The 22,136-nt window shown below is 69.6% G+C and carries 19 protein-coding genes; 12 read left to right on the top strand and 7 right to left on the bottom strand.

The window, feature by feature from the left end; genetic code table 11:
- Positions 1 to 61 precede the first annotated feature (61 nt).
- Positions 62 to 2,641 (bottom strand): aminopeptidase N, encoded by a 2,580-nt coding sequence (pepN, locus tag AC5P09_RS24600; RefSeq protein ID WP_493875950.1) that lies wholly within the window; start codon positions 2,639 to 2,641, stop codon positions 62 to 64.
- A 136-nt stretch (positions 2,642 to 2,777) separates the two neighbouring features.
- Between pepN and AC5P09_RS24595 the strand changes: the two genes are divergently transcribed.
- On the top strand, positions 2,778 to 3,440 hold the full coding sequence (locus AC5P09_RS24595) for a mycothiol-dependent nitroreductase Rv2466c family protein (RefSeq protein ID WP_493875949.1): 663 nt from the start codon (positions 2,778 to 2,780) through the stop codon (positions 3,438 to 3,440).
- A 19-nt stretch (positions 3,441 to 3,459) separates the two neighbouring features.
- On the opposite strand, the gene AC5P09_RS24590 is transcribed toward AC5P09_RS24595, so the two are convergent.
- Positions 3,460 to 3,693 (bottom strand): hypothetical protein, encoded by a 234-nt coding sequence (locus AC5P09_RS24590; protein WP_493875948.1) that lies wholly within the window; start codon positions 3,691 to 3,693, stop codon positions 3,460 to 3,462.
- 144 nt (positions 3,694 to 3,837) lie between these two features.
- Between AC5P09_RS24590 and AC5P09_RS24585 the strand changes: the two genes are divergently transcribed.
- A complete protein-coding gene (locus AC5P09_RS24585; RefSeq protein WP_493875947.1) occupies positions 3,838 to 4,611 on the top strand; it encodes an SAM-dependent methyltransferase in 774 nt (257 codons plus the stop codon).
- Positions 4,612 to 4,735: 124 nt separating this feature from the next.
- Here the strand turns inward: AC5P09_RS24585 and AC5P09_RS24580 are convergent, their stop codons facing one another.
- Positions 4,736 to 5,377 carry a superoxide dismutase gene (locus AC5P09_RS24580; RefSeq protein ID WP_266439494.1) on the bottom strand — a complete coding sequence of 214 codons (642 nt, stop codon included), beginning with the start codon at positions 5,375 to 5,377 and terminating at the stop codon, positions 4,736 to 4,738.
- 423 nt (positions 5,378 to 5,800) lie between these two features.
- Here AC5P09_RS24580 and AC5P09_RS24575 point away from each other — a divergent pair, with 423 nt between their 5' ends.
- Together AC5P09_RS24575 and AC5P09_RS24570 are read left to right on the top strand one after the other, a co-directional pair.
- Complete coding sequence (locus tag AC5P09_RS24575; protein ID WP_493875946.1) at positions 5,801 to 7,075, top strand: RNA-guided endonuclease InsQ/TnpB family protein; 1,275 nt, start codon at positions 5,801 to 5,803, stop codon at positions 7,073 to 7,075.
- Between the two features lie 200 nt (positions 7,076 to 7,275).
- Positions 7,276 to 7,854: a biotin transporter BioY gene (locus tag AC5P09_RS24570; RefSeq protein ID WP_266439502.1), complete on the top strand. Its 579-nt coding sequence runs from the start codon at positions 7,276 to 7,278 to the stop codon at positions 7,852 to 7,854.
- On the opposite strand, the gene AC5P09_RS24565 is transcribed toward AC5P09_RS24570, so the two are convergent.
- Positions 7,844 to 9,196 (bottom strand): FAD-binding oxidoreductase, encoded by a 1,353-nt coding sequence (locus AC5P09_RS24565; RefSeq protein ID WP_493875945.1) that lies wholly within the window; start codon positions 9,194 to 9,196, stop codon positions 7,844 to 7,846. The two genes, AC5P09_RS24570 and AC5P09_RS24565, sit on opposite strands and share 11 nt — an antisense overlap.
- A gap of 78 nt (positions 9,197 to 9,274) precedes the next feature.
- Complete coding sequence (locus AC5P09_RS24560) at positions 9,275 to 9,997, bottom strand: LPXTG cell wall anchor domain-containing protein (RefSeq protein WP_493875944.1); 723 nt, start codon at positions 9,995 to 9,997, stop codon at positions 9,275 to 9,277.
- Between the two features lie 144 nt (positions 9,998 to 10,141).
- Between AC5P09_RS24560 and AC5P09_RS24555 the strand changes: the two genes are divergently transcribed.
- A complete protein-coding gene (locus AC5P09_RS24555) occupies positions 10,142 to 12,334 on the top strand; it encodes a serine/threonine-protein kinase (protein WP_493875943.1) in 2,193 nt (730 codons plus the stop codon).
- Between the two features lie 60 nt (positions 12,335 to 12,394).
- Here AC5P09_RS24555 and AC5P09_RS24550 read toward each other — a convergent pair whose 3' ends face one another.
- The gene (locus tag AC5P09_RS24550) at positions 12,395 to 13,843 is read right to left on the bottom strand and encodes an amino acid permease (RefSeq protein ID WP_493875942.1); all 1,449 of its coding nucleotides are present in this window, start codon (positions 13,841 to 13,843) and stop codon (positions 12,395 to 12,397) included.
- A gap of 229 nt (positions 13,844 to 14,072) precedes the next feature.
- Between AC5P09_RS24550 and AC5P09_RS24545 the strand changes: the two genes are divergently transcribed.
- Complete coding sequence (locus AC5P09_RS24545) at positions 14,073 to 14,558, top strand: ribose-5-phosphate isomerase (protein WP_493875941.1); 486 nt, start codon at positions 14,073 to 14,075, stop codon at positions 14,556 to 14,558.
- A gap of 127 nt (positions 14,559 to 14,685) precedes the next feature.
- Positions 14,686 to 15,495, top strand: a complete 810-nt coding sequence (locus AC5P09_RS24540; protein WP_493875940.1) for an Fpg/Nei family DNA glycosylase — start codon at positions 14,686 to 14,688, stop codon at positions 15,493 to 15,495.
- A gap of 18 nt (positions 15,496 to 15,513) precedes the next feature.
- On the opposite strand, the gene AC5P09_RS24535 is transcribed toward AC5P09_RS24540, so the two are convergent.
- Positions 15,514 to 16,743, bottom strand: coding sequence for a GNAT family N-acetyltransferase (locus tag AC5P09_RS24535; protein ID WP_493875939.1), 1,230 nt, complete (start codon positions 16,741 to 16,743; stop codon positions 15,514 to 15,516).
- 162 nt (positions 16,744 to 16,905) lie between these two features.
- Between AC5P09_RS24535 and AC5P09_RS24530 the strand changes: the two genes are divergently transcribed.
- The 5 genes from AC5P09_RS24530 to AC5P09_RS24510 all read left to right on the top strand — a co-directional run bounded on the left by AC5P09_RS24530 (position 16,906) and on the right by AC5P09_RS24510 (position 22,100).
- Positions 16,906 to 18,093, top strand: a complete 1,188-nt coding sequence (locus tag AC5P09_RS24530) for a PP2C family protein-serine/threonine phosphatase (RefSeq protein WP_307674872.1) — start codon at positions 16,906 to 16,908, stop codon at positions 18,091 to 18,093.
- Between the two features lie 149 nt (positions 18,094 to 18,242).
- Positions 18,243 to 18,569: a hypothetical protein gene (locus AC5P09_RS24525; RefSeq protein WP_493875938.1), complete on the top strand. Its 327-nt coding sequence runs from the start codon at positions 18,243 to 18,245 to the stop codon at positions 18,567 to 18,569.
- Positions 18,570 to 18,649: 80 nt separating this feature from the next.
- The gene (locus AC5P09_RS24520) at positions 18,650 to 18,964 is read left to right on the top strand and encodes a pore-forming ESAT-6 family protein (protein ID WP_266439520.1); all 315 of its coding nucleotides are present in this window, start codon (positions 18,650 to 18,652) and stop codon (positions 18,962 to 18,964) included.
- 41 nt (positions 18,965 to 19,005) lie between these two features.
- Positions 19,006 to 19,398, top strand: a complete 393-nt coding sequence (locus AC5P09_RS24515; RefSeq protein WP_329340572.1) for a DUF6507 family protein — start codon at positions 19,006 to 19,008, stop codon at positions 19,396 to 19,398.
- On the top strand, positions 19,395 to 22,100 hold the full coding sequence (locus AC5P09_RS24510) for an ADP-ribosyltransferase (RefSeq protein ID WP_493875937.1): 2,706 nt from the start codon (positions 19,395 to 19,397) through the stop codon (positions 22,098 to 22,100). The genes AC5P09_RS24515 and AC5P09_RS24510 overlap by 4 nt, the downstream gene beginning before the upstream one ends.
- Positions 22,101 to 22,136 lie beyond the last annotated feature (36 nt).

The following is a 22,136-nucleotide window of genomic DNA, read 5'->3' as shown; positions in this document are numbered from 1 at the left end:
CGGCTCCTCTTGCCTGAATTCTGTAACGGTCACGGACCGCCCCATCACAGGCCAAAGATCGTCAGCCGGCCGCACCCGCGTCGCACGCCTGTCCCCGCAGCCCCCGCGCCAGGTCGTCCCGCGCCTCCAGCACCAGCCTCCGCAGCGCCGGGGCCGCGTCCTCGTGGGCCGCCAGCCACGCGTCCGTCGCGTCCAGCGTCGCCCGCGAGTGCTGGAGGGACGGGAACAGGCCCTCGACCACGTGCATCGCGATCTGGATCGACCGCTCCCGCCACACCCGCTCGATCGCCGCGAAGTACTTCTCGGCGTACGGCGCGAGCAGCTCCCGCTGGGAGGGCTGGGCGAAGCCCGCGAGGGTGGCCTCGACGAGGGCATTGGACAGCGCGTCGGACTCCACGAGCTGCGCCCACGCCTGCGCCTTGACCGCCGCCGACGGGCGAGCGGCGAGGCAGCGGACCTGGTGGCGCTTGCCGGACGCGGTGTTGTCGCGGGCCAGTTCGGCGGCCAGCATCCCCTCGTCCGCGACCCCGTGGGCCGTCAGCGGCTGGAGGAACGCCCAGCGCAGCTCCTGGTCCACGTCCAGCCCGTCGATCTTCGCCGTGCCGTCCAGCAGGCCGCGCAGCAACCCCAGCTCCTCCGCACCGGACGCCACGGTCGCGAGGAACCGCGCCCACGCCAGCTGGCGCTCGCTGCCCGGCTCGGCGGACCGCAGCTCCCGCAGCGCACCCTCGGCCAGCAGGCGCTCACCGACCGGCCGCCACTCGGGCGCCACGTAGTTGACCAGCGCCGAGTTGGCCCACGCGTGCAGCATCTGCAGGACACCGATGCCGGACTCGCGCCCCGCGAACCGCAGCACCAGGTCCACGAAGTCCCGCGCCGGCAGCAGCGCGTCCCGGGTCATGTTCCACAGCGCGGACCAGCACAGGGCCCGGGCCAGCGGGTCGGTGAGGTCACCCAGCCCGCCCCGCAGCGTCTCCAGTGACGTCTCGTCGAAGCGGATCTTGCAGTACGTCAGGTCGTCGTCGTTGACCAGCACCAGCTCGGGTGCCTCCGCACCGGCCAGCTCCGCCACGACCGTACGCGGGCCGTCCACGTCCACGTCGGCACGGGCGTACCGGGCCAGAGAGCCGTCCGGGGAACGCCGGTACAGGCCCACCGCCACCCGGTGCGGCCGCAGTTCGGGATGGGACTCGGCCGCCTCCTGCACGACCGCCAGCTCGTCGACCCGGCCGTCCGCCGCCAACAGCACCTGCGGGGTCAGCGAGTTGACGCCGGCCGTCTGCAGCCAGGCCCGCGACCAGGTGGCCATGTCCCGCCCGCTGGTCTCCTCCAGCACGGACAGCAGGTCACCGAGGCGCGTGTTGCCGTAGGCGTTCCGCTTGAAGTAGCGCCGCGCGCCCTCCAGGAACGCGTCCTGGCCGACGTACGCCACCAGTTGCTTCAGTACGGAAGCCCCCTTGGCGTACGTGATGCCGTCGAAGTTCAGCTTCGCGTCCTGGAGGTCGCGGATGTCGGCGGTGATGGGGTGGGTGGAGGGGAGCTGGTCGGCGCGGTAGGCCCAGGCCTTGCGGCGGTTGGCGAAGGTGATCCAGCCGTCCTTGAAGCGGGTCGCGCCGACCAGGGCGAAGGCGCCCATGAAGTCGGCGAAGGACTCCTTGAGCCACAGGTCGTCCCACCACTCCATGGTGACCAGGTCGCCGAACCACATGTGCGCCATCTCGTGCAGGATCACGTTGGCCCGGCCCTCGTAGGACGCCTGCGTGACCTTGCCCCGGAAGATGAACTCCTCGCGGAAGGTCACCAGGCCCGGGTTCTCCATCGCGCCGAGGTTGTACTCGGGGACGAACGCCTGGTCGTACTTCCCGAAGGGGTACGGGTAGTCGAAGTGGTCGTGGAAGAAGTCCAGGCCCTGCTTGGTGACGAGGAAGACGTCGTCGGAGTCGAAGTGGGGGGCCAGGCCCTTGCGGCACATGGCGCCGAGGGGGATGTCCAGCGTCGTGCCGTCGGCCAGGACGCGGGAGTAGGAGTCCGTGACGTAGTGGTACGGGCCCGCCACCACACACGTGATGTACGTCGAGATCGGCTTGGTCTCCGCGAACCGCCAGAGTCCGTCGTCCGGTTCACCGGCACCGTTGCTCCACACCGTCCACCCCTCGGGCGCCCGTACCTCGAAGCGGAACGGGGCCTTGAGGTCGGGCTGCTCGAAGTTCGCGAAGACGCGGCGGGAGTCGGCCGGCTCGTACTGGGTGTAGAGGTAGACCTCGCCGTCCTCCGGGTCGACGAAGCGGTGCAGTCCCTCGCCGGTACGGGAGTACGCGCACTGCGCGTCGACGACCAGCTCGTTCTCGGCGGCCAGGTCGTCGAGGGCGATCCGGCAGCCGTCGAAGACCTCGCCCGGGTCGAGGTCCCGGTCGTTGAGGGAGACGGCGGTCACACTCGGCGCGATCAGGTCCGCGAAGCTCGACGCGCCGGGCTCGGCGCAGCGGAAGCGGATCGTGGTGACCGAGCGGAAGGTCTTCGGTCCGTCCGCAGTGTCGTCGCCGACGGCGGAGCGGACGTCGAGGGACACGTCGTAGCCGTCCACGGACAGGAGGGCGGCCCGCTCCCGGGCCTCGTCGCGGGACAGGTTCTCACCGGGCACGGGCGGTACTCCCTGGGCTGGTGTTCAGTATGCGGACAGGCTGATCCTGCCATGGGCCCCCGGCGCCCGGCAGCTGGGAATGGGCGGGGACCGGTCACTGTTGCAGCTCGGAAAGACCCGCATTGTGAGGAGACCCATGTCCGAGACCGCGACCGCCTCCGGCAAGACCCCCGTCGACTTCTGGTTCGACCCGCTGTGCCCCTGGGCGTGGATGACCTCCCGGTGGGTCCTGGAAGTGGAGAAGGTCCGCGACATCGAGGTGCACTGGCACATCATGAGCCTCGCGGTGCTGAACGAGGACAGGATCGACGAACTGCCCGAGGAATACCGGGAGATGCTCGCGACCAAGGCGTGGAAGCCGGTGCGGGTGGCGACCGCCGCCTGGCAGAAGCACGGCGCCGATGTCCTCGGCCCGCTCTACACCGCCCTCGGCACCCGCTTCCACAACCAGGGCGAGGGCCCCACCGAAGAGGCGATCGCGGCGGCCCTGGCGGACGCGGGCCTGCCCGCCGACCTGATCGAGTACGCCGACCAGAAGGACTTCGAGTTCGAAGCCGAGCTGCGCGCCTCCCACAAGGAGGGCATCGACAAGGTCGGCCAGGAGGTCGGTACCCCGGTCATCGCCGTCCCCGGCCCCGACGGCGAGCAGATCGCCTTCTTCGGCCCGGTCGTCACCCCGGCACCCAAGGGCGAGGAGGCCGCCAGGCTGTGGGACGGCACGCTCGCCGTGGCCTCGATCCCCGGTTTCTACGAGATCAAGCGCACCCGGACCAAGGGCCCGGACTTCAGCAACCTGTGAGCGGCCTCCCCGCCGGGGCTCACTCCGGCTCGGGCATCTTCTCCGGAGGGTCGAGCGGTTTGACGTTCCACCGGTGGCGGATGTTGCGGCAGTCCCGTTCGTCGCTGACGCAGATCCAGTAGTCCTCGACGTACGTGTGGGGCTTCAGCTGTCTCAGCGTGCGGATGACCTGCCGCTCCCGGTCGTCCTTCGGCTGCCGGTGCGGCTGGTAGGTCCCGCAGGTGTGGCAGGCGAGCATCTTCTCCTTGGGCATTCCGCCACGATCGCGCGAAACCTCGCATTCCGCTGCCCCCGTGAGCCGCGTGTTCACGGGGGCCCGCGAAGTCCGACGGTTTTGGCGCACTTCTCTCACTCGATTAGCCGTGCGAACCCGAAGGCGCCGTAGCACCATGGGCACATGACGGAGATCGACACGTCGGTGCCGCATTCGGCCCGGATCTGGAATTACTGGCTCGGCGGCAAGGACAACTACCCCGTCGACGAGTTGGCCGGCGACGCGTACACCGCTGTCTTCCCCGGCATCGTGACCATCGCCCGCAGCAGCCGCGCCTTTCTCGGCCGCAGCATCCGGTACCTGGTGCAGGAAGCGGGCGTACGCCAGTTCCTCGACGTCGGCACCGGCCTGCCCACCGTCGACAACACCCACGAGGTCGCCCAGCGCCTCGCCCCCGAGTCGAAGATCGTCTACGTCGACAACGACCCGTTGGTCCTCGCCCACGCCCGCGCCCTGCTCACGTCCACGCCTCAGGGCGCGACGGCGTACGAGGACATCAGTCTCTTCGAGCCGGAGCAGATCCTGCGGGCCGCCGCGAAGACCCTCGACCCCACCCGGCCCACCGCGCTGATCCTCAGCGGCATCCTCGGCCACGTCGCCGACTACGACTTGGCCCGTGACATCGTCCGCCGACTCCTTGCGGGCCTCCCCTCCGGCAGCTACCTCTGCGTCAACGACGGCTCCCGCGGCACCGACCCCGACTACGAGCAGGCCCAGGACGCCTACAACGAGACCGGTGCGGTCCCCTACTTCCTGCGCCCGGTCGACCGGATCGCCGCCTTCTTCGAGGGCCTGGAACTGGTGGACCCGGGTGTCGTGTCGGTGCCCCTGTGGCGCCCCGAGGGAACCGTCCCCGACCCGATCGGCCAGCACGGCGGCCTGGCCCGCAAGCCCTGAGCAGCATCCGCCGTCGAGCTGAGGAAGCCCCCGCGAGTCACGTCCTCGCGGGGGCTTCCCCTCTTTCCGCCTGCCAGGTGAAGGGTGAGAAGACGATCACGAGGCAGGACGCTCTACAGAGGCGTCAGGGCGCCAGCAGCAGCACGTCCGGGCGGGACTTCGCGGCCTCGTAACGCCGGGCGACGTCCTGCCAGTTGACGACCTGCCACATCGCCTCGATGAAGTCGACCTTCTGGTTCCTGTACTGGAGGTAGAAGGCGTGCTCCCAGGCGTCGAAGACGAGGATCGGCACCGAACCCTGGCCGACGTTGCCCTGGTGGTCGTAGACCTGCTCGACGACGAGGCGGCCGCTGAGGGGTTCGTAGGCGAGGACGCCCCAGCCGGAGCCCTGGGTCGTCGCTGACGCCTTGGTCAGCTGGGCCTTGAAGCCCGCGAAGGAGCCGAAGGACTCGGTGATCGCGTCCGCCAGCTCGCCCACACCGTCCACCGCGAGGGGCTCGCCGCCGCCCTCGCCCGTCATGTTCTGCCAGTAGATGCTGTGCAGGATGTGCCCGGACAGATGAAAGGCCAGGTTCTTCTCCAGGCCGTTGACCGAGCCCCACGACTCCTTGTCCCGCGCCTCCGCGAGCTGCTCCAGCGTGTCGTTCGCGCCCTTCACATAGGCCGCGTGGTGCTTGTCGTGGTGCAGCTCGATGATCTCGGGGCTGATCACGGGGGCGAGCGCGGAGTAGTCGTAGGGCAGTTCAGGCAGCGTGTACACGGGCATGACGGGGTCCCCTCCGAACCTCTTATTGCAAATAGCTTGCAACTGCACGCTATCAACAAGAAGGGCTGGCAAGAAGAAGGCCCCCACGTGTCGTACGTGAGGGCCTTCTGTCGACGGAGGGGCGGTTACGCAGCCACGGAGGTGTAGTGCGACGCGTCCCCCTCGATCACCTGGTAACCGGAGGATGCCCCGGCCTTCAGGCCGGGGAGGAATCCGGCTCCCCGCGGAGCGGGGCAGAAATAGACGAATCGCCGTTAGTCGTCTGCTTCCGCGGTGGCGCGCTCGCCCTCCTGGGACGCGGAGCGCCCGTAATACCACCGAGGGAGCCCGGGGAAGCGAACGCGTGTGCTCGTGTTCGCTGGTTGTGGTGACGGTGGCGCGATGAGGGTACTGGTGTGCGGGTGTCGCACGTATGGTCTCGTCATGGAAGCCGGGACGAGTGGGCTGGGCGAGGGAGGGGGTGATGTCGTGCCGGTGGTGAAGGAGGCAGGGGAGGGCGGGCAGGCCCGGTACACGTACCGGCTGCGCGTGTCGTCGATCGCCCGCGCCGCGTTGCTCGCTGAGTGGGACCGGTGCCGGTGGGTGTGGAACGAGTGTGTCGCCAAGTCCAGGGCCGGGCACGCCTGGAACCAGCAGCGGCCCGAGGGTGAGGGCAAGCGGACGTGCGGTCCTGCGCAGCTCGACAAGATGCTGACCGAGGCCCGCGCCCGTACTCCGTGGCTGCGAGAGGGCTCGTCGGTTCCGCAGCAGCAGATCATCCGCGACTTCGGCAAGTCCCGTGCGAAGGCACAGAAGGACATTCGGGATCGTCTGCCCCAGCGGCAGCGGGCCGGGATGCCCAGGTGGAAGAGGAAGCGTGAGGCCGACCCGAGCCTGAACTACACCAAGCGCGGTTTCCGGATCAAGGACGGCCTCCTGCACCTGGCGGGCACCATCGTGCTGACGGTCGTGTGGTCGCGGGACCTGCCCGCCGATCCCTCCTCGGTGCGGGTGTACCGGGACAGCGTCGGCCACTGGTACGCCTCGTTCGTCGTCCCGGCCGAAATCCAGCCGTTGCCCGGGACGGGCGAGGTGATCGGTGTCGACTGGGGCGTGAAGGAGACCGCCACCACCACCTCGGATGCCCACGACCTCCCGCACGCCGAGCACGGCAGGAAAGCCCAGGCGAAGCTGTCGCGGTACGACCGGATGATGGCCCGACGCAAACCCGCCAGGGGGCAGCCCGGCTCGAAGGGCTACCGCGAGGCCAAGAAGCTGCGCGCGAAGGCGTACAAGAAGGCCGCCCGGCAACGTGAGGACACCGGCCGCAAGTGGGCCAAGAAGGTCGTGACCGACCATGACACGATCGCGGTAGAGGATTTCCGCCCGAAGTTCCTTGCCAAGTCCTCGATGGCCCGCAAGGCGGCCGACGCCGCGATCGGCGCCACCAAGAAGGCTCTGACCGAGATGAGCCGTAAGCACGGGCGGGATGTCCGGCTCGTGCACCCTGCACACACCACCATGGACTGCGCGCACTGCGGAGCGAGAGCCAAGCACGCACTGCCGCTGTCGGAACGTACCTACACCTGCACCGCGTGCGGAGCCGTCTCGCCGAGAGACAAGAACTCCGCCCGCGTGATGCTCGTCCGGGCTGGTCTCAACCCGGCTGGTGTCGAGGGCGTAAGACCTTCTGGAGCGCTGCTCCAGAAGGCGGCCTGAGCCAGGAATCCCCCTCGTTCACGAGGGGAAGGATTCAACTCAGTGACCAGCATCACCCCGAACACCGTGTAACTCCCACCCTTTGTCCGGAGCCCACCAAGCCCGCGCTCCACCCTTTGTCGAGCGCTGACGGTGATCGGCGCGAGGGCGCTGGGATAGCGTCGCCATGTCCCCCGTGCCCTTCACCCCGCGGAGTCCCCATGAGCACCGCTGCCGTCGCCCCCGCTCGCCCGGGGCAGGTCCTCGCCGACCTGCTCCCCGCCTCCCGTGTCCGGGACGTGGCCCTCGTGGTCGGCGGCGCCGCGCTCACCGGCCTCGCCGCCCAGATCGCGGTGCCCGTGCCGGGCTCCCCGGTGCCGGTGACCGGCCAGACCTTCGCCGCGCTGCTCGTCGGCACGACGCTCGGCGCGAGCCGCGGCCTCTCCGCGCTCGTCGTCTACGCGCTGGCCGGTCTCGCCGGTGTGCCGTGGTTCGCGAACGGCACCTCCGGAGTCTCCGTCTCCTTCGGCTACATCCTCGGCATGCTGCTCGCGTCCGCCGCCGTGGGCGCCCTGGCCCGCCGCGGCGCCGACCGCTCGATGCTCCGCATGGCGGGCACGATGCTGGTGGGCGAGGCGATCATCTACGCCGTCGGCGTCCCGTACCTCGCCTACGCGGCCGGCCTGTCGGCGTCCGCCGCGATCGCGGCCGGCCTCACCCCGTTCCTGATCGGCGACGCCGTGAAGGCGGCCCTGGCGATGGGCCTGCTGCCCTCCGCCTGGAAGCTCGTCAAGCGCTGACCCGGTAGCTGTTCCGGAAGAGGTTCGCCGGGTCGTACTGCGACTTCACTGCGGCGAGCCTCTTCCGCGTCTCCGCGTCGTACAGCCCCTCGGCCCGGTCGCCCGCCCCGAACGCGAAGTTGGCCGCCCGCCCGAGCGTGACGGGCGCGAGCAGCGCGAAGGCGGGGTCCAGGATCCGGCGGGCCGCCTCCCGCTCGCCCATGGCCAACAACCGCACCAGAAAACGCCCTTCCCGATACGGCACCGAGTTCGGCGCCGGCCGCGCGAGTGCCCCGCCCAGGTGATTGACCTGGACGACGCACATGGCGCCCGCGTCCGGCCCGGTGCGCGCGAGCAGCTCGGCGGCCCCGTCGACGTCGAGCCTGCTCAGCACCGCGCTGTCCCCGTAGTAGGCGTGCGGGAAGTCCGGGTCGCTGTGGATGGTGTGGCTCTCGGCGTACGGCATCTCGCGCAGCGAGTCGGCGAGCACCGGCCCGATCTTCCGCAGCGGGGCGACGAGTTGATCGCCGTCTTGATCGCCGTCGGCGCCGGTGTGGGCGACCCGTACGGACACGACGTACCGCCCGCGCAGGTGCGGCGGCAACGCCGGCAGGTCCGGATACGGTACGGCGGCGAAGGACGAGGTCACTCCGTCGGGCACGGTCCGCGTCCACTCCTCGTACGCCCGCAGCACGACCGCCGGACCGACCTCGCGGCCGTCGAAGGCGAGCGAGCCGCCGTAGAGCGTGCGGACGGGAACGAGGCCGATCTCCAGCTCCGTGACGATGCCGATGCCGAGGGCGGCTCCGCCGCCGAGCAGCGCCCAGTACAGGTCGGGGTCGGACGCGCGGGTCACGTGCCGCGGCTCGCCGTCGCCGGTGACGACGTCCAGCGCGCGCACATGGTCGGCCGCGTAGCCGAACTCGCGGGCTAGGATCCCCAGTCCGCCGCCCAGGGTGTAGGAGACAGCACCGACGGACGGCGCGGACCCGTTGAGCGGCGCGAGTCCGTACGGCTCGGCGGCCTCGACGACCCGGCCCCAACGGACGCCGGCCTGGAGGCGGGCGGTGCGCGCTTCGGGATCGATACGAACCGCGTCCATGCGCACGGTCGTGACGAGGACGCCACCCTCCGAGGCGCCCGGCAGGCCGTGCCCGGTGGCCTGGACGCCGACCGGCAGCTTCCGGTCGGCCGCGTACCGCACGGCGGCGACCACGTCACCGGGGGAGCGGGCGGCGACCACGAGGGCGGGGCGTTGCACGAACCCGGTCTGGAAACCGGCGAGTTCGGCGTCGTAGCCGGGGTCGCCGGGGCGGAGGACGGGCAGAGCGTGCAGGTCTGTCGTGTCGGTCAGGTGATTCATACGGCTGATGGTGGAGGCATAACCTGACAGGTGCCGTCAGGTTATGCCTCGTCACCGAGAATCCGAGAACCTGCGGGATCAGTTCTCCTGTTGCTTCGGCCGCCGCTGCGACCACCACAGCCCGGCCGCGCCGACGGCCAGCAGCGCCGTGCCCGCCGCCCCCAGCGGCAGGACGTCACGCTCGAAACCGGTGTTCGGCAGCTCGTCGCCGCCCGGCCCGACCGGCTTGTTGTCGGTGCCGAGCAGCAGCGGGGTGGCCGGGGCGTTCGGCGACGGGTTCGTCGTCCCGAACGGAACCGGGCCCTGCTGCCAGAACGTCTTCTTCCCGTCGCCGGTCTGCACCGGCAGACAGATCTTTCCGGTCTTTCCGAGATCGAATGTCGCGTCGACGGCGTACGACTCCGACTTACCGGTCGCGAGATTGTCGATGGGGCAGGTGAAACCGCTGTTCGAGCCCTCCGGAAGGTCTTTTTCGTCAATCGGAGAGCAGCCTTGAACGTTTTTGACCGTGAGCCCGTCGAAACCGACGACCCAAAGCCTGATCTTCCCGCTGTCCTTGGTCCCCTCGTTCTTCACCGTGGCGGTGATGTCCGTTTCCTGCGAGCTGTTGTCGACCGAGATCTTCTCGGGCAGCAGTGTCGTCAGCTTCACGCCCGCCGGCGCCTCGTCAACGGCCTTTCCCCCCTTGCTGCTCCCGGGTCCCTGGTCATCCGCACCGGCGGTTCCGGAAAGGATCAACACGGCCGAGAAAGATGCCGTGACCAGCGATCCCGCGATGGTCGTCGCACGACGAGAACTCATGTTCGTCCCCCTTGGCTGCGCCTGAATTCGCAGTACTTGAAGAGGTACCACAAGATTTCTCCGCACTATGCTGGTACGGCGCGAAGTGTGACCATTGTGTTCCGGTCGGGAACGTCCGAAGGCATGTGAGGGGGGTGCAGCGGATTGCCGGGGAATGCGGGGAATACGGGGAATACGAGGAGCGGTGGAGTTCCAGGGCTTCTGGTGACAGGACGCTATCGCCTGGTCGAAAGTATCGGCCAGGGGGGAATGGGGCGGGTGTGGCGAGCCGCCGACGAAATACTCGACCGGCAGGTCGCCGTCAAGGAGATGCGTATAGACGGTCTCGACGCCGAGGACGCCCGCACCCGCCGAGAACGGACCCTGCGCGAGGCCCGGGCCACCGCGAGGATCGACCACCCCAACGTCGTTCGCGTGTATGACGTCGTCGACGAGGGCGAACGCCTGTGGATCGTCATGGAGTTGGTCGCCGGCCGCTCCCTCGAACGCATCATGGCCGAGGACGGCCCGCTCGGCCCCCGCGAGACTGCACGGCTCGGACTCGGCCTGGTGGAGGCGCTGCGCCAGGTGCACGACCGAGGTGTCCTGCACCGGGACATCAAACCCGGCAACGTCCTGGTGGAGAACCGCGCAGGGCGCATCGTGCTCACGGACTTCGGCATCGCCGCCATCCAGGACGCCAAGGCGCTCACCATGGTCGGCATGCTGGTCGGCTCGCCCGACTACATGGCCCCCGAGCGGGTCTCCGGCCGCCCGCAGGGACCGCCGTCCGACGTGTGGTCCCTCGGCGCGACCCTGTGCGCGGCCATGGGCGGCCGCTCCCCCTTCTCCCGCGACACGACACTGGCGACGCTGCACGCCGTCCTGTACGAGGAGCCCGAACTCCCTGCCGCGGAAGGCCCGTTGCGGGACATCCTGGCGGCCCTGCTGGAGAAGGAGCCGACGGTACGGCCGGGGCTGGAGGAGCTGGAGGCGTCCCTACGGCCGCTTGCGTATCCGGCGCCGCCGACGATGCCGACCGTGCCGGTGGGCGGGGGAGAGGCGGGGGGCGTTTCTCGGGAGGGCGCGGTTCCGGCGGCTCCGGCGCCCCCGGCGGCTCCGGAAGCTCCGGCACCTCCGGAAGAAGAGTTGGCCGAGGAGCGGCCGGTTGAGGATCGGCCGGTCCTGGGCCGGGACGAGGAGCCGGAACCAGAACTCGAACCAGTACCCGAGCCGGCGGCCGAACCGGAGGTGCCCGACATCCAGGACGCGACGCCACTCCTCCCCTCGGCAGCCGAGGAGTCGCCCACGCCGCCGTTCGTGAACACCCGGCATCTGCGCACGCTGCGCGACCCCAGGACACCGGCACCGATGCCGGAGGCCACACCCGTATCGCGGTCGGGACCGGTGCCCACACCCGAATCCACTCCCGAATCCACACCGGATTTCACCCCTGTCCCCGCTCCCCAACCGGCCAGCGCCTCCACCGAAGCCGCGTCCGAGCTTCGTTCGGAGACCCGCTCCCGGACCCCGTCCGGCAACTCCGTGGGCACCGCAGCAGCCGGAGGGGCCGCCCCCACCGTCACCGGCGTCTCACTCCTCCGCGCCCAGGCGCAGACAGAACGCCGCCCCGCACCCGCCACCCCCGCCCCGCTCCCCATGCCGCCGGGCGAACTCCCCGGCCCCGCCGTCCCGGCGGACCCCCGGCGCAGGCGGCGCGCGGGACGTCGTACGGGCCTGGTCGCCGCCGTGGGCGTGGTCGCCGCCGGTGCGGTCGTCGCGATCGTCCTGGCGGCGACGAGCGGCTCGCCGGACGACAACCGGGCGGGAGGGTCCCCGTCGGCCTCCTCTTCACAGGCCCCGTCACAGGCCCGGTCCGCCACCCCGAGCGACAGCCCGGCGCCCACCGTCGAGGGCACGTCGAGGCCGCAGAGCCTGCCGCCGGGTGTGCGCCGGGAGGCGGGCGGGTTCGCGTGGGCGACGCCGGCCGGCTGGCGGCGGGACATCAAGACGGGCGCCGAGGTGCACTACACGTCCCCGGACGGCAAGCAGGAACTGGCCGCCAAGTCCTCCCTCGCCCGCGGCGACCTGATGGAGAGCTGGCGGACATCCGAACAGAACGCCCGCAAGGGCAGGGACTACCAGAAGATCCGCCTGGAGGAGACGACGTTCCGCGGCAACCCCGCGGTCGTCTGGGAGTACACCTTCACCCTGGAGGGCGTCCCCTGGCACGCCCAGCTGCTGGGCTTCAACGAGAACGGAAAGTCGTACCAGATCAACACCTGGTACCAGCCGGACATCGAGGCGCAGGCCCTCGAGACGTACCACAAGGTGAGGGACAGCTTCACGGTGCTGTGAGAGGGACGCCGGAGGGGGCGTACGGCACGTGCCGTACGCCCCCTCCGGCGTGCGTGGCGATCAGACCTTCGTGACCGCGCGCCCGCCCTTGACCTTCTCCTTCACGAAGGCGATGACGATCACGCCCGCAGCGACGAGCAGCGACAGCAGCACGGTGTCGCGGCCGTCGTGTTCGGTGTCGGTCAGCATGTAGCCGAGGACGAAGACGATCAGCGCGGCCGTCGCCCAGGTCAGGTACGGGTACAGCCACATCTTCACGACCAGCTTCTCCGGCGCCTCGGCCTGGATGATCTTCCGCATCCGCAGCTGCGAGAAACAGATCACCAGCCACACGAACAGGGCGACCGCACCACTGGAGTTGACCAGGAAGAGGAAGACGGAGTCCGGGAACTTGTAGTTGAAGAACACGGCCACGAACCCGAACACGACGGACGCCACGATCGCCGCGAGCGGGACGCCACGGCTCGTCGTCCGCGCGAACGCCTTCGGCGCGTCACCGCGCTGGCCGAGCGAGAAGGCCATGCGGGAGGCCGTGTAGAGCCCGGAGTTGAGACAGGACAGCACCGAGGTCAGCACGATGAAGTTCATGATCTGACCGGCGTGCGCGATGCCCAGGGAGTCGAGGGCGGCGACGTAGGAACCGTCGTCCTGGATGGACTGGGCGTCCCAGGGCAGCAGCGTGACGACGACGAAGATCGAGCCGAGGTAGAAGACGCCGATACGCCAGATGATGCTGTTGGTCGACTTCGTCACGGCCCGCTGCGGGTCCTCGGACTCGCCGGCCGCGAGGGTCGCGATCTCGCTGCCCATGAAGGAGAAGACGACGAGCAGCACACCGGTGAGGATCGCGCCGGGCCCGTTGGGCAGGAAGCCGCCGTGGTCGGTGAGGTTGCCGAGCCCGGCCTGGTCGCTGTCGGCGCCGGGCAGCACGCCGAAGACGGCGAGGCCGCCGACGACGATGAAGGCACCGATCGCCACGACCTTGATCCCGGCGAACCAGAACTCGAACTCGCCGTAGGAGCCGACGGAGACGAGGTTGGTGGCGGTGAGGACCACCATCACGATGAGGGCCCACCCCCACTGCGGTACGGCGGGAATCCACCCTTCGAGGATCTTGGCACCGGCGGTGGCCTCCACCGCGAGGACGACGACCCAGAAGAACCAGTACAGCCAGCCGATGGAGAACCCGGCCCATGGCCCGAGCGCCCGGTCGGCGTGCGCGGAGAACGAACCCGAGGTCGGGTTGGCGGCGGACATCTCGCCGAGCATCCGCATCACCAGCACCACGAGCGTGCCGACGAGCGCGTACGACAGGAGGATGCCGGGGCCCGCGGTGGCGATACCGGAGCTGGACCCGACGAACAGTCCGGCCCCGATGACACCGCCGATGGCGATCATCGAGAGATGACGGTTCTTGAGTCCCGCCTGGAGGCCGTTGCCGGGTTCGCCGGGTCGGCCCGAGGCTCCGGGGTCCTGTCCGGCCTTGGGAAGGGTCGGCTGCGAGGTCATAGGAGGGGGTTCCTTTGCGCCGGGTGAGCTGTTTCCCGTACGGGGTGGATACGGGAACCCGTAGGAGCGGTATACGGGTCGGTCCAGTGAATCGGAGGCAAAGAGATAGGTGAACCTTTGATTCCAGATCGTTACTTGAGGTTTTCCTGAGGTTCTGCAGTGTTGCCCACAGTTTTCTGGATTGACCCCCCGGGCTGCTGCCCTGAAACACCCGTGTCACACTCGTCCCATGCGCGTGTATCTCGGCTCCGACCATGCCGGCTTCGAACTCAAGAACCACCTCGTCGAGTGGCTCAGGGCAGCGGGCCACGACCCGGTCGACTGCGGTCCCCACATCTACGACGCCCAGGACGACTACCCGCCGTTCTGCCTCCGCGCCGCCGAGCGGACGGTCGCGGACCCCGACGCCCTCGGCGTCGTGATCGGCGGCTCCGGCAACGGCGAGCAGATCGCCGCGAACAAGGTGAAGGGCGTGCGCTCGGCCCTCGCCTGGAGCGAGGAGACGGCGTCCCTCGGCCGCCAGCACAACAACGCGAACGTCGTCGCGGTGGGCGCGCGCATGCACACCCAGGAGGAGGCGACCAAGTTCGTCGAGACCTTCCTGAACACGCCGTTCTCCGGTGACGAGCGTCACATCCGCCGCATCGAGATGCTGGCCGACTACGAGACGACGGGCGACCTGCCGCCGATCCCGGCGCACCACCCGCAGCAGTAGTCACTGCGGTTCTTCTTGACCCACCGAGACGGGCGGTGGGTGGGCATAGGTAAGGGGGTCCAGGGGGCGGAGCCCCTTGGCGGGGTCTGGGGCGGAGCCCCAGGGGTCGCGGAAAGGAAACAGCACCGTGCCGGAAGGGCACACGATCCACCGGCTGGCACAGGACTACGCCGCGGCCTTCAAAAACACCGCACCGCAGGTGACCAGCCCCCAGGGCAAGTTCACCGACTCCGCCGCCCTCCTCACCGGCACGGAACTCACCGCCACCGAGGCCCACGGCAAGCACCTCTTCCTAGGCTTCCGCGACAGTGAGTGGATCCACATCCACCTGGGCCTCTTCGGCAAGGTCACCTTCGGCCCGGCCCCCGCACCCCCGCCCACGGACACCGTCCGTCTCCGGCTCGCGAACAGCACGTCGTACGTCGATCTCCGCGGCCCCACGACCTGCGCCCTGATCACGGACACCGAGAAGGACGCGATACACGACCGCCTCGGCCCCGACCCCCTCCGCGAGGACGCCGACCCGGACACCGCGTACCGACGGATCTCCCGCAGCCGTACGACGATCGCCGCCCTGCTGATGGACCAGAAGGTCGTCGCCGGCGTCGGCAACGTCTACCGCGCCGAGGTCCTCTTCCGGCACCGCGTCGACCCGTACCGCACCGGCCAGAGCATCACGCCCGCCGAGTGGGACGCGATCTGGCACGACCTCGTCGACCTCATGCGCGAGGGCGTCCGCAACAACCGCATCGACACCGTCCGCCCCCAACACACCCCGGAGGCGATGGGCCGCCCGCCGCGCGTCGACGACCACGGCGGCGAGGTTTACGTGTACCGCAGGGCCAACCTGCCCTGCCACATCTGTGGCGGCGAGATCCGCACCGCCGATCTCGCCGCCCGCAACCTCTTCTGGTGCCCGACCTGCCAGAAGCCCTGAGGCAGGTCCGGAACCGGCCTAGAACCCGTGGGGCAGCCAGGGCGCGACCGTCGACCCGAACCCCACGGCCGCCTCCGCCAGCGCCCCCTGCCGCAGCTCCCGCACCCGACCGGCCGCGCCCAGCGACACCAGGCTCACACCGCCGAGGTACGCCGCCCCCAACTCCCGTACCGACAGGGCGAGATCAGCCGCATCCGTCGTACGAGCGCACGACGCGCCCTTCGCGTCCCCGGCGAGCCGCCAACGCCCCGCGTTCCAGGGGCAGAAGTCGTCCTCGACCTCGAACACCACGTCCACCGGCGCCTGATAGGTCCGCGCCTCCAGTGCGGCGCCGACATCCACCAGCCGGACGTACAAGGAGTCCCGCACCCGCAACCCGCACCGCCGGATGTCGGACACCATGGACAGCCACGGCTCGTCCGACGGCCGTCCCGGCGCGCTCAGCGTCGACGTCAGGTCGATCTCGAACAGGAACCGCCACAGCGCGGCATGCGCCGCCGCGTCCAGCGCCTCCGTGTCGCGCAGGACCACCACGCTCTTGGGCCCGGCGGCGTCCCACTCCGGCTTGATCCGGAAGCGCGCGTACCCCACGACCTCGCCGCCCCGCTCGGCCACCACGCACTGCAGCGGCGACGCCCCGCCCCGCTCGCTCTCCGGGTCGAGCACCCCGAGCCGCTCCCACCCGGGCAACCGCGCCAACATCCCCGGCCGGCCGGGCACCTTGCGCGCGTACACCGCCTCGCAGGCGTCGAGGACGTCGGCCGGCGCGGCGTACCGCAGGCGTACGTCATCGGTGCCGGGCGGCACGGACAGCCGTACGCGCGTCGTGTCGACCTCGACGTTCACGCAGTGCGTCGCCGCGGCGTACCCGAACCGCCCGTAGATCGGGGGCTCCGAGGCCGTCAGCACGGCGAGCGGCCAGCCCCATTCCCGTACGTCGTCCAGCTGCCGCCGCATCATGGAGCGCAACACCCCGCGCCGCCGGTGCGTGGCGGCCACGCTGACCATGGTCACGCCGGCGGCCGGCACCGCTGCGCCGCCCGGCACGGTCAGCCGGAAGCTGAACGCCCCCGCCGTGCCCACGCACACGTCACCGTCCCAGGCCCCGATGGAACGGTCGGTCTCGGTGAGCGAGTTCCACAGCTCCCGCTCCTCGGACGACTCCGGAACCCCGCCGAAGGCGCGGATCAGGTTGTCGTACCACTGGTCCCAGTCGTCCCGCTGCAGTACCCGCACGTCAGTCCCCATGAACCATGCCTACCAGGGCATTGCGGGACGGGCCAGGGAATTTCGCCTTGATGGCGCCACGATGGCTTTCTGTGAAGTTCACTGTGAAGTTGAGCCTCGGACGGGGGACAAGTGGGACCTCCCGTGCCAAGCGCCTGGTCCGATGGATAGGGTCCCGAACTAATGGCAGCAGGACGAGAGCGGCGCGCGGAAGCCGAGACGTTCACGGCCCGGTGGAAGATGCAGTGGCACCGGGCCCGCGTCGGCATGCGCAGAAGCGCCGTCGACTACTTCCGCGGCGACGGCTCGGACTGGGTCGCGATGGTCGGCCTGCTCATCACCGTCCCGCTGATCGCGGCCACCACACTGGCCAACTCGGTGTGGTGCTCCCCGGCCGCGCTGGTCCTGCCGATCGTCGCGGGCGGCCTGCTGCTGCGCCCGGCGAGCCTGCTCGGCCTGTACGCGGCCGCGGCGACCGCGCTGATCGTGGAGTCGGTGCAGCTGGGCCCGTACACGGAGGGACCGTCCAGGGTCACCCCTGGCGTGGTCCTGGTGGTCGCCGCCTGCGGGTTCTTCGGGCTCCTCATCGCCCAGTTCCGCAGCCGGGTCGGCGTGCCCTGGCGGCGCGGCGGCACCATGCTCTTCGACCTGCGCGAACGCATCCGCGTGCAGAGCAAGCTGCCGCAGCTGCCGCAGGGCTGGCACCGGGAGATGGCGCTGCGCCCGGCGGGCGGTCAGTCGTTCTCCGGTGACTTCGTTGTCGCGGCCCGCACGAACGGCGGCCGCACGATGGAGGTCGTCCTGACGGACGTGTCGGGCAAGGGCATGGACGCGGGATCGCGCGCACTGCTGCTGTCGGGCGCTTTCGGCGGCCTGCTCGGCTCGCTCCCCCCGCACGCGTTCCTGCCGGCCGCCAACGGCTACCTGCTCCGCCAGGACTGGGACGAGGGCTTCGCGACCTCGATCCACCTGGTCCTGGACCTGGACTCGGGGGACTACGAGCTGTACTCCGCGGGCCACCCGCCGGGGCTCCAGCTCAGTGCGGGCAGCGGCCGCTGGGAGGAGAAGGCCGCGGAGGGCCCGCTGCTCGGTGTGTACGACGGTGCGCAGTTCGACCCCGTGAAGGGCTCGCTGCGCCCGGGCGACGTGTTGATGCTGTTCACGGACGGTCTGGTGGAAACGTCCGAACGCGACATCGTCGAGGGCATCGACCGCCTCACCGGCGAGGCCGATCGCTATGTGGCCGGCGGCTTCCACGGAGCGGCGTGGCACTTGATCGAGGCGGTGGCGAAGGACGTCAATGACGACCGGGCGCTGCTGCTGATCTGCCGCGAGGGGCCGACGGCGGCGGCCGCGTCGTCCACCCAGTGAGTGTTTGTCCGCATACGCACCCATGCTTCGGGTATGGGTTTGTGCTGCCTCTGTAACTACCACCGGTTCTCGATTGCATGGGCAATCAGGGAGTTGGTAGAGATGTAATGCACACGATGTGGTGGTCAGGACCCAACGGGGGTGGCGTGATGAAGTTCGACATGGGTGCGCAGACGCTGTCGCAGCTGCAGCGTGATTCGCGGGGGTCGAGCGACGACCTCGGCGCGCTGATCGGGCAGTTGGTGCAGGCGGCGGCGCCGCTGGAAGGCAAGTTCAACGGTACGGGTCGCATGATGTTCGACGACTTCAAGAACCGTGCGGACGGGATCGCCAAGGAGCTCAACGCCTCGTTGGCGGCGATTCTCGGCGGTCAGTCGGGGATGGACTCGGCGTTCAGCTCCGGTGACCAGGAGCAGGGTGACAACGCCAAGCAGCAGATGGGTGCCGCGAACTTCGATGCGGCGCGCTTCCGCTGAGCCCTCGGGCTTCGTTCTGCCGTTCTGTAGTTCGTCGGCCCTTGGTGGGCTTTCTTTCAACTCTCGGGGAGTGGTGTGTGATGGCGCCTTCAGGTGCGGATCGTCGGTCGTACGACACGGGTGCGTCGGCGGATGCCCAGTCCAACATCCAGGCGGTGATCGGTCGCCTCGAAACGGTGATCGGCAACCGTGACAGCCAGGTGAAGGCTGCGATGGCCGACTTCACGGCGGACGGCGTGTCCGACGAGTACCACGGCAAGGAGCAGCGTTGGAACAACGCCTCCAACGAGGTGAAGAGCATCATCGCGCTGCTGAAGTCGACGCTGGAGAAGAACGACAGCACGGCGCAGTCGACGGCCCAGCGCGCGAAGGCCGCGGTCGACAACATCGGCTGAGTCTGTAGGACAGAGGGAACTTCGGGGATACGGGGGCTGTTGTGCCGGGCTGGGATCTGAAGCCGCAAGGCATTTCCAGTGTGTTGAAGACGACGGGGGAGACCGCGTCGGATCTGGAGAAGTACGCGAAGGCGTTCGGCGAGCATCTGACGTCGGCGGCGACCAGCGCGGGCACGATCTCCGCCGAGGGTGGCGGTGGCGGCGAGGGTGGCGAGAAGGCGGCGGGTGGCTTGGTGGCCCTTGCGTTGTCGCAGTTCGCGGAGCGTGCGTCGAAGGATCTTCAGTACGTTGCCGCCCGGGCCGGGAAGTCGTTGCAGGGTGCGGTGGACGCCACCACGGCCTACCTCAACGGTGATCAGGAGATGGCGGCGGAGGCGCAGCGGGCTGCGTTGTCGGAGCCGAAGCTGGATATGCCGGGGGCGGGCAAGGCATGATCCAGCCGGACCAGATTCCCCAGTTCACCGGTGACCTGGCCCAGCTGGAGATCGACCACGCGGACCTGAAGAAGGACGCTGGCAACGTCCGCAAGACCGGCGGGGACGTGCACTCCCAGTTCCAGGGCCTGTCGGCGTACTACACGGCCCCCGAGGCAGAACAGCTCTTCGCGACGACGAAGCCGGTCCAGGACCGGGCGGACACATTCGCCGACGACCTCGAGACGGTGTCCTCCGCCCTGTCGTCGTACGCGACGGAGATCCGCTCCCTCGTCGACAAGCTGAAGCAGCTGAAGACGGACGCGACCACGTTCGTCTCGTCCGTCAAGGATGACGACGAGTGGGAGTACGACGGGGACAAGGTCGAGGAGCACAACCAGATCCGGGACGACATCACCGCGACGGTGGCGGCGTTCTGGGCTGCTGAGCGGACCGCTCACAACAAGATCACGGCGTTGTGGGGCGGCACGCAGATGGTCGCCGGTGATGGTTCGGAGCGTAAGGACCAGTACGGCTTCTCCGCGGACGACATGAAGAACGCGAAGCTTCCCTGGGGTGACCCGGTGGAGGAGAAGCACCACTGGTACGAGGTCGGCCACTGGGTGAAGTCGTTCGTGTGGGACGGCCTGATCGTGGACGGCATCTGGGGCACGATCAAGGGTCTCGGCATGTTGGTGGGCTTCGGTGGCTGGGACGCGATGGGCCAGGCCTGGAAGGGGTTGGCCCAGCTGGCGACCGGTCTGACGCTCAGCATGATGCCAGGCGCGCAGGTGCTGTTCTGGGCGTTGCCGGATGACAAACTCCCCTCCTGGATCCGTGATTCGCGCACCGCGATGAAGGAGACGGGCAAGGCGCTGGTGGCCTGGGACGAGTGGGGCAGGAACCCTGGTCGTGCGGCCGGTGCGGTCACCTTCAACGTGGTGACCACCGTGTTCACGGGTGGTGCGGGCGCCGGCGTGGCCGCTGCGGGCAAGGCGGGCGCGGTCGCCAAGGTCCTGTCGGTTGCAGGCAAGGCGGGCCGGGTCCTCGACCCGATGACGTACATCGCCAAGGGCGCGGGTGCCGGTCTGTCGAAGATCGGGGACATCGCCACGAGCCTGAAGGGCGTCGGGAACATCGACATCCCCACCCTCCCCGACGGCGCCATCAGCCTGCCCGACGGTCGCCTCATGGACCCGAACGGCAACCTCATCTCGCCGAACGGCACCATCGACACGACGCCGGTCCACTACGAGACGAACGCCCCGACAGTTCCTCATGGGACGGCGCCCACGCTGCCGGCCCACTGGACGGTCCAGGGTGCCCCCGCCCCGTCGTACGCCGGGAGCCACGCGGGTGCGGACGCGACCGCGCACACGGTCGACAACGCCGGGCAGTACAACGTGCCGCCGGCCACCGCCGCGAGCCACACGCCGGGCGGCGCCTTCGACACGACGCCGTCGCCGACGTCGTACGACCATGCGCCGTCGCCGAGTTCGTACGGACAGGCCCCCTCGGGGTCCCCGTACGACCACGCGCCTTCGCCGTCCGCGTACGACCAGACGCCGGGGACGAACCCGTACGCCCAGACCCCGTCGGGGGTGCCGTACGGTCATGCGCCGTCGCCGTCCGGCTACGACTACGGGCCGAACCCGTCCGCGTACGACCAGACGCCGACCGCGACGCCGCACACGGGCGGTAACGACGTTCCTGGCGGCGTAGCCCACCCCGGCGCCACGACCCCGTGGTACCACCAGGGCACGGCGACCCCCGCGCACGACGTCCCGACCACCACGCCGCACCCCGGCGGTCCCGACGTCCCCGCCACCCCACACGGCACGGGTCACGACGTTCCCGGCGCCGGTCACGCCGACGACGCCGCGCACGGTGCCGGACACGGTGACGACGGTGTCGGTCACGCGGACGATGCCGCGCACACCGGCGACCATGTGGACGCCGGGGACGCCGCGGCGCACCACGGCACGGATGGTCCGGTCGCTCCGGGGCATCAGGGCGCGGATGTGCCGGGGAGCGGGGCCGGGGAGGCGTTCGAGTACAGGCCGACGATGTCGGACGCGGCCTTCGACGCCCTCAGCGACGCCGAGAAGCACGCGGTGGCCGAGGCCGAACTGGCGCGTGGCACGAACCCCGCGCCCAGCGTCACCAACGAGGCGGGGCTGGCGTACGGCAATGCGTACTGGAACGACTTCCTGGACGACCTGCCCGCCGAGTCGCAGCAGGCGCTGAAGACGTACAGCGGTAATGAGTACCGCCTGATCAATGGACACCTGCGCTTCGGCAACGACGTGGACCCCTCGCTCCTGCACACCATCGACGAGATGGACAAGGTCATGGACATGCGCCCTGTGCCCGAGGACATCATGGTCGTCCGCGGCACCGGGGTCGACCACGTCAAGGTCGACGGCCTCCCGATCGATTCACCGCTCGACATGCTCGGCGGGACCTTCGACGACAAGGCGTTCACTTCCACGGCACTCGGCAAGTCGCCGCCACCCCCGTTCGACCAGAATCCCGTGTGGATGCACTTGCGTGTGGCGAAGGACACCCCCGCCCTTTGGATCGACCACCTCTCCAAGTACCCCGGAGAACGTGAGCTGCTCCTGGCCCGGGGCTCCGACTACAGGGTGACGCGTGTCTTCTTCGACGAGGCACACGGCAAGTGGCACATCTACGGAGAGGTCCTGCCGAGGCCGAAGCCGTAGCGGTAGCCGCGTTGAGGATCAGGCAGAGTTAAGGGA

The sequence above is a fragment of the Streptomyces sp. a15 genome, from assembly GCF_059026085.1.
Note: the sequence above shows the minus strand (reverse complement) of the source record. Positions and strands in the feature narration are given on the sequence as shown.

What these genes read in the sequence shown, in the direction of transcription:
- AC5P09_RS24545 (WP_493875941.1), top strand. Translation starts at nt 14,073, where the DNA reads ATGCGCGTGTATCTCGGCTCCGACCATGCCGGCTTCGAACTCAAGAAC.
- AC5P09_RS24580 (WP_266439494.1), bottom strand. Translation starts at nt 5,377, where the DNA reads ATGCCCGTGTACACGCTGCCTGAACTGCCCTACGACTACTCCGCGCTC.
- AC5P09_RS24565 (WP_493875945.1), bottom strand. Translation starts at nt 9,196, where the DNA reads ATGAATCACCTGACCGACACGACAGACCTGCACGCTCTGCCCGTCCTC.
- AC5P09_RS24585 (WP_493875947.1), top strand. Translation starts at nt 3,838, where the DNA reads ATGACGGAGATCGACACGTCGGTGCCGCATTCGGCCCGGATCTGGAAT.
- AC5P09_RS24550 (WP_493875942.1), bottom strand. Translation starts at nt 13,843, where the DNA reads ATGACCTCGCAGCCGACCCTTCCCAAGGCCGGACAGGACCCCGGAGCC.
- AC5P09_RS24575 (WP_493875946.1), top strand. Translation starts at nt 5,801, where the DNA reads ATGGAAGCCGGGACGAGTGGGCTGGGCGAGGGAGGGGGTGATGTCGTG.
- AC5P09_RS24510 (WP_493875937.1), top strand. Translation starts at nt 19,395, where the DNA reads ATGATCCAGCCGGACCAGATTCCCCAGTTCACCGGTGACCTGGCCCAG.
- AC5P09_RS24570 (WP_266439502.1), top strand. Translation starts at nt 7,276, where the DNA reads ATGAGCACCGCTGCCGTCGCCCCCGCTCGCCCGGGGCAGGTCCTCGCC.
- AC5P09_RS24560 (WP_493875944.1), bottom strand. Translation starts at nt 9,997, where the DNA reads ATGAGTTCTCGTCGTGCGACGACCATCGCGGGATCGCTGGTCACGGCA.
- AC5P09_RS24520 (WP_266439520.1), top strand. Translation starts at nt 18,650, where the DNA reads ATGGCGCCTTCAGGTGCGGATCGTCGGTCGTACGACACGGGTGCGTCG.
- AC5P09_RS24530 (WP_307674872.1), top strand. Translation starts at nt 16,906, where the DNA reads ATGGCAGCAGGACGAGAGCGGCGCGCGGAAGCCGAGACGTTCACGGCC.
- AC5P09_RS24595 (WP_493875949.1), top strand. Translation starts at nt 2,778, where the DNA reads ATGTCCGAGACCGCGACCGCCTCCGGCAAGACCCCCGTCGACTTCTGG.
- AC5P09_RS24535 (WP_493875939.1), bottom strand. Translation starts at nt 16,743, where the DNA reads ATGGGGACTGACGTGCGGGTACTGCAGCGGGACGACTGGGACCAGTGG.
- AC5P09_RS24525 (WP_493875938.1), top strand. Translation starts at nt 18,243, where the DNA reads ATGAAGTTCGACATGGGTGCGCAGACGCTGTCGCAGCTGCAGCGTGAT.
- AC5P09_RS24590 (WP_493875948.1), bottom strand. Translation starts at nt 3,693, where the DNA reads ATGCCCAAGGAGAAGATGCTCGCCTGCCACACCTGCGGGACCTACCAG.